Below are 5,880 nucleotides of genomic sequence, written 5' to 3' on the forward strand. Positions count from 1 at the left end.
GGTGCCGGCGGGCGGGCGGCACGCGGAGGGGAGGCGCTAGATGGACCACGGGCTCGTCAAACGCCTCCGCCAGGAGGTCGGGGACCGGCTGGCGCAGCAGCGCCGGCTGGACGCGGCGAACGGGCTGCCGCCCATGTCCGGGGAGGACGAGCGGCAGTTCGCCCGCGCGCTCATCGGCCAGGTGCTCGAAGAGTTCGCGCGGGGCGAGATCACGTCCGGGCGCCGCCCGCCGAACGCCGAGGAGGAGGAGGCGCTCGCGGCGGGGGTGCACGCGGCGCTGTTCGGGGTGGGCCGGCTCCAGCCGCTGCTGGAGGACCCCGAGATCGAGAACATCGACGTCAACGGCTGCGACCGCGTGTTCATCGGCTACGCCGACGGGCGCGAGGTGATGGGCGAGCCGGTCGCCGAGAGCGACGAGGAGCTGGTCGAGCTGATCCAGATCCTCGCCGCCTACAGCGGGCTGTCGTCGCGTCCCTTCGACACCGCGAACCCGCAGCTCGACCTGCGGCTGCCGGACGGCTCCCGGCTGTCGGCGGTGATGGACGTGACGGTGCGGCCGGCGCTGTCGATCCGGCGGGCGCGGCTCGGCAAGGTCTTCCTGGCCGACCTGGTCGGGAACGGCACGTTCACCCAGGAGATCGGGCAGTTCTTCCGCGCGGCGGTGCTCGCCCGCAAGAACATCATGATCGCCGGGGCGACCAACGCCGGGAAGACGACGCTGCTGCGCGCCGTCGCGAACGAGATCCCGGCGAGCGAGCGGCTCATCACGGTCGAGCGCGCCCTCGAACTCGGCCTGGACGCCTTCCCCGAGCTGCACCCCAACTGCATCGCGTTCGAGCAGCGGCTGCCGAACTCCGAGGGGCAGGGCGCGATCACGATGGCGGAGCTGGTCCGCCGGTCGCTGCGCATGAACCCGTCCCGCGTGATCGTCGGCGAGGTGCTCGGCGACGAGATCGTCACGATGCTGAACGCGATGACGCAGGGCAACGACGGGTCGCTGTCGACGATCCACGCGAACTCGTCGGTGGAGGTCTTCAACCGCATCGCGACGTACGCGATCCAGTCGGACGAGCGGCTGCCGGTCGAGGCGACCCACATGCTGATCGCGGGCGCGATCGACTTCGTCGTGTTCATCGAGAAGCGCAACGAGTACGCCTCCGGAGGGCGCCTGCGGCGGTACGTCGCCAGCGTCCGGGAGGTCACCGGCGTGGACGGGCGGGTCATGTCGTCGGAGGTGTTCGCGCTCGGTCCCGGCGGGTACGCGGTGCCGGCCGCCCCGATCGCGTGCGCCGCCGAACTCGCCGACCACGGCTACGACCCGTCCGGAGGCGTCTGGTGAACGCCGTCCTCGTGAACGGGGGAGCGCGCTGATGTTCGCGCCGGACGTGCTCCTCGCCATCGCCGCGGGCGCGGTGGTGGGCGGCGGGCTGCTCCTGCTGGTCGTCGCGCTGCGCGGGCTGCCGCCGCGGTCCATGCCCGGGCGGCGGCAGATGCGGGGGCGCAGCCGCGAGGAGCTGGTCAGGACGTTCACGACCCGCACCGCCGTGGCCGTCATCGCCGGCGTCCTCGTGCTGATCGTGACGCGCTGGCCGATCGCCGCCGCGGGGACCGGCGCGCTCGTGCTCACCTGGAACGGCCTGGCGGGCGGCGCCGCCGAGGAGCGCAAGGGGATGGCGCGGCTGGAGGCCCTGGCCGGCTGGACGGAGTCGCTGCGCGACACCATCGCGGGCGCCGTCGGCCTCGAACAGGCGATCCCCGCGTCGCAGCGCGCCGCCGCGCCCGCCCTGCAGCAGCCGCTCCGCGGGCTGGTCGACCGGCTGCACACCCGCGTGCCGATGCCGGAGGCGCTGCGCCGGTTCGCCGACGACCTCGACGACCCGTCCGCCGACCTGGTGATCGCGGCGCTGATCCTGAACGCCAAGCTCCGCGGTCCCGGCCTGCGCGACATGCTCAGCGCGCTCGCCACCTCCGCCCGCGCCGAGCTGGACATGCGGCGCCGCGTGGAGGCCGACCGGCGCTCCACCCGGCGCAGCGTCCGGATCGTCGTCGCCGTCTCCGTCGGGACGGCCCTCGCCCTCGCGGTGTTCAACCACTCCTACGTCGAGCCGTACGACGACCTTCTCGGCCAGCTCGTGCTGTGCATCGTCGTCGCGCTGTACGGGGCGGCGTTCCTGTGGCTGCGCCGGCTGTCGAAGTACGAGCTGCCGGGACGGTTCCTCAGCGAGCCGCGCAGGGCGGCCCAGCCCGGCGTGCCCGGCGAGGTGCCGAGCACCGTGGCGGGCTGGCAGGGCGGCGGGTCCGGCGCGGACGGCCCGCAGGAGCTCCCGCTGCGCGGCCCGCACGCCGTCGACACCAGAGGGGACGCGGGAGGGGGTGGCGCCCCGTGAACGGCGCGATGATCGCGGGCGCGGTCGTCGGCCTCGGCCTGTACGTCCTCGTCCGGGCGCTGTTCCCGCCGCGGCCCGGCCTCGCCGCCCGGATGGCCGCGCTCGACGCGGCCCGCCGCCGCGACATCGAAGAGCAGCAGGTCGGGCGGATGTCCCCCACGCTGGAGCGGGTGGGCGGGCTGCGCGCCAGGCTCGGCCGGGAGCTGGCGCGGCTCTGCGAGTCGCGCGGCTGGAAGCTGCGCTCGGTCCGCGCCGACCTCGCGATCACCGAGCGGTCGCTGGAGGCGTTCCTGGCGACGAAGTTCCTGCTGCCCGCCGCCGCGCTGCTGTTCATCCCGCTGATCGCCGCGTACTTCGCGCTGCTCGGGCTCGGCTCGTCCGTCGCCGTGCCCGTGTGGATCTGCATCCTGTTCGCCGCCGTGTTCTTCTTCTTTCCCGACATGCAGCTCCGCCAGGAGGCGCAGGCCCGCAGGCAGGACTTCCGGCACGTCGTCGGCGCGTTCCTCGACCTGGTCTCGATGAACCTCGCCGGCGGACGCGGCGTCCCGGAGGCGCTGATGACCGCCTCGAACGTCGGCGAGGGCTGGGCCATGCACCGCATCCGCGACGCGCTGTCCAACGCGCGCATCACCGGGCAGACGCCCTGGCAGTCGCTCGGCCGGCTCGGCGACGAACTCGACATCGCCGAACTGCGCGACCTCGCCGGTGCGCTCGCCCTCGTCGCCGACGACGGCGCGCAGGTCCGCAAGTCCCTCTCCGCCCGCGCCGCGTCGATGCGCAGCCGCGAGCTGTCGGAGCTGGAGGGCAAGGCCGGCGAGCGCTCCCAGTCGATGCTCGTCGCACAGCTGTTCCTGTGCGCCGGATTCCTTGTCTTCCTGGCCTACCCGGCCCTGATGAGGGTGCTCGCCTCATGATCCCCGACCCGAACGCGACCGCCGTGAAGGCGACCTGGAGGTACCCCGATGAGCCCGCACAACCCGCTGAACGATCCGAACGTCGTCTACCTGCGCGCCGTGATCGGCGCCCGGCTCGCGCGGCTGCGCGACGACGGGGAACGCGACCGCGGCGCGTCCGCGATCGAATGGGCGATCATCACCGCGATCCTGGCGCTCCTCGCGATCACGATCGGCGCGGTCATCACCAAGAAGGTCACCGACAAGGCCAACACCATCAACACCGGCTGACCCGGCGGCCGTCCCGGGGCCCGGCCCTGAGGTCCGACGCCGGAGCGTCGTCGATGGAGTGGGCGCTGCTCACACCGGTGCTCATTCTCGTGATGCTCATGGTCGTGCAGTTCACGATGGTGTTCCACGCCCGCCACGTCGCGCTCGCGGCCGCGCAGTCGGGCGCCCGCGTCGCGCGGACCGCGCCCGTCGGCGGCGGCTGGGAGGGCGCGGCGACCGCGAAGGCCGAACGGGACGTCCGCCAGATCGGCCCGGAACTGCTGAGCGACCTCACCGTCCGGGCGGGGGAGTCCGGCGACCAGCGCTGGGTCGAGGTCAGCGGCCAGGCGGTGACGGTCGTCCCGTTCATGAGCTTCCGCGTGTCGCAGCGCTCGCAGGGGCCGATCGAATGCTTCCGGCCCGATGTCGGCGACGGCCTCGCCTGCGACCCGGGGGCGGGGCGATGAGAGACCTCGACCGCGGATCCATGTCGCTGGAGATGGTGCTGGTCACGCCGCTCTTCGTGGCGTTCCTGCTGTTCCTGGCCGGAGCCGGCCGGATGGTGGACGCCAAGGGCCAGGTGGACGGCGCCGCACGGGACGCGGTGCGCGCGGCGTCGATCGCCCGCAGCGCCCCGTCCGCGCAGCGGCTCGCCGCCGAGACCGCCTCCGCCGGCCTCACCGGCACCGGGTGGTGCGCGGGCGGGCCCATCGTGCGGACCGACGTGTCCGACTGGCGGCCCGGCGGCCGCGTCGGCGTGACGATCACCTGCGACGTCGACCTCGGCGACCTGTCGTTCATCGGCCTGCCCGGCACCAAGCGCCTCCAGGGCGAAGCGATCGCCCCCATCGACACCTTCACCTACCGCGGGACGGACGCGGGCGGCGCCGAGGACCCCGGAGCCGCCCCGTGAGCACCGGCAGGGACACCCGCCCGGAGCGCGGGGACCGGGGCACGATCGCGCTGTACACGGTGCTGTTCACCCCGATCGTCTTCATGCTGGCCGGGCTGCTCGTCGACGGCGGCCTCGCCATCCACGCGCGGCAGCGCGCGGCGGACATGGCCGAGCAGGCCGCCCGCGCCGGCGCCAACCAGATCGACGCGGACGCCCTCCGGGAGACCGGCGAGCCCGTCCTCGACCCGGGCCGGGCACGCGCGGCGGCCTGCGGCCTGCTCGCCGACTACCGGGAACGGGTCACCGCCTCCCAGTGCGACGCCGACGAGGAGGAGGTGGCGGTCACCGTCCAGATCAGCGTCCGGCCGCAGATCCTCGGGATCATCCCCGGCCTCGGCGAGTTCCAGATGACCTCGGGCGCGACCGCCCGGCCCGTCACCGGAGGAATCGGCCCGTGAGCCCGAGGCGAAACCGACCTACGATGTGTGCGACGTCCGGGGACCGGAGAACGGCAGGGGCGCGATGGTGATGCGGCAAGGGCAGCGAACCCCCGTCAAGGCGGCCAGGCGACGCAGCGCCGGCGACGTGGTGGCCGGGATCGGCGCGGTCCTCGCGCTGACCGCGCTGATGATCGGCGTCCCCGTCGCGCTGCTCGCGCTCTTCGGCTCCCCGCTGCCGGACGAGATGCCGTCGTTGTCCGACCTCACGCAGCGGATCGGGCCCGACTCGCTCATCGGCATCCTCGTCGCGCTCGTGTGGCTCGCCTGGATTCAGCTCGCGGTGTGCGTGGTCGTCGAGCTGTACGCGGGGATCCGCGGCGTCGGCGTCCCCGCGCGGGTGCCGCTGGCCGGCGGGACGCAGTCGCTGGTGCACCGCCTCGTCGTCGCCGCGCTGCTGCTGTTCACCGCCACCACCGCGATCATGCCGGCGTTCTCGGGCGGCGGGCTGTCGCAGCGGCCGGCGGCGGCGCAGACGCAGACGCACGACTTCCAGCCGGTGGCGGCGACCGCCCCGGAGCGCACGGCCGCCGCCGACCGGGCCGGTGCCGTCGGCCCCGTCGCGGAGCCGGTGGACGAGGGCGCCACCACCAAGATCTACCGGGTGCAGCCGCCGGAGGGCCGCCACCACGAGAGCCTGTGGGAGATCGCCGAGAAGTGCCTGGGCGAAGGACGCCGCTACAAGGAGATCTTCGCCCTCAACAAGGGCCACACCCAGCCGGACGGGACGCGGCTGACGATCGCCAGCCTGATCCGTCCGGGCTGGATCCTGGAGATGCCGGCGGACGCCAAGGGCGCGAAGACCATCCCCGTCAAGGACCTCGACGAGTACTACCGCTACGGCCGCCCCGTCCCGGACAGGCCCGAAAGGCCGAACAAGCCGGAGCGGCCCGCGCCGCCCACGTCGGCCCCGGACCCGAGGCCCGAGCAGCCCGCCC

General features: G+C 73.9%; 7 protein-coding genes and 1 pseudogene. All 8 read left to right on the plus strand.

Going from position 1 to position 5,880, the window contains the following annotated elements:
- Positions 1 to 40: 40 nt before the first annotated feature.
- On the plus strand, positions 41 to 1,339 hold the full coding sequence (locus tag E1281_RS36325) for an ATPase, T2SS/T4P/T4SS family (protein ID WP_131884237.1): 1,299 nt from the start codon (positions 41 to 43) through the stop codon (positions 1,337 to 1,339).
- A gap of 31 nt (positions 1,340 to 1,370) precedes the next feature.
- Positions 1,371 to 2,387 (plus strand): type II secretion system F family protein, encoded by a 1,017-nt coding sequence (locus E1281_RS36330; RefSeq protein ID WP_131884238.1) that lies wholly within the window; start codon positions 1,371 to 1,373, stop codon positions 2,385 to 2,387.
- Positions 2,384 to 3,301 carry a type II secretion system F family protein gene (locus E1281_RS36335; RefSeq protein WP_131884239.1) on the plus strand — a complete coding sequence of 306 codons (918 nt, stop codon included), beginning with the start codon at positions 2,384 to 2,386 and terminating at the stop codon, positions 3,299 to 3,301. The genes E1281_RS36330 and E1281_RS36335 overlap by 4 nt, the downstream gene beginning before the upstream one ends.
- Positions 3,302 to 3,349: 48 nt before the next feature.
- Positions 3,350 to 3,571: a hypothetical protein gene (locus E1281_RS36340; RefSeq protein WP_131884240.1), complete on the plus strand. Its 222-nt coding sequence runs from the start codon at positions 3,350 to 3,352 to the stop codon at positions 3,569 to 3,571.
- A gap of 53 nt (positions 3,572 to 3,624) precedes the next feature.
- Positions 3,625 to 4,017 carry a TadE family protein gene (locus E1281_RS36345; RefSeq protein WP_243717751.1) on the plus strand — a complete coding sequence of 131 codons (393 nt, stop codon included), beginning with the start codon at positions 3,625 to 3,627 and terminating at the stop codon, positions 4,015 to 4,017.
- Positions 4,014 to 4,463: a TadE family protein gene (locus tag E1281_RS36350; RefSeq protein ID WP_243717752.1), complete on the plus strand. Its 450-nt coding sequence runs from the start codon at positions 4,014 to 4,016 to the stop codon at positions 4,461 to 4,463. The genes E1281_RS36345 and E1281_RS36350 overlap by 4 nt, the downstream gene beginning before the upstream one ends.
- Positions 4,460 to 4,903: a pilus assembly protein TadG-related protein gene (locus tag E1281_RS36355; protein ID WP_243717753.1), complete on the plus strand. Its 444-nt coding sequence runs from the start codon at positions 4,460 to 4,462 to the stop codon at positions 4,901 to 4,903. Before E1281_RS36350 ends, E1281_RS36355 begins: the two co-directional genes overlap by 4 nt.
- A 64-nt stretch (positions 4,904 to 4,967) precedes the next feature.
- A pseudogene (locus E1281_RS36360) lies at positions 4,968 to 5,880 on the plus strand (hypothetical protein); the annotation flags it as partial.

This window comes from Actinomadura sp. KC345, assembly GCF_004348515.1.
Taxonomy (GTDB): domain Bacteria; phylum Actinomycetota; class Actinomycetes; order Streptosporangiales; family Streptosporangiaceae; genus Spirillospora.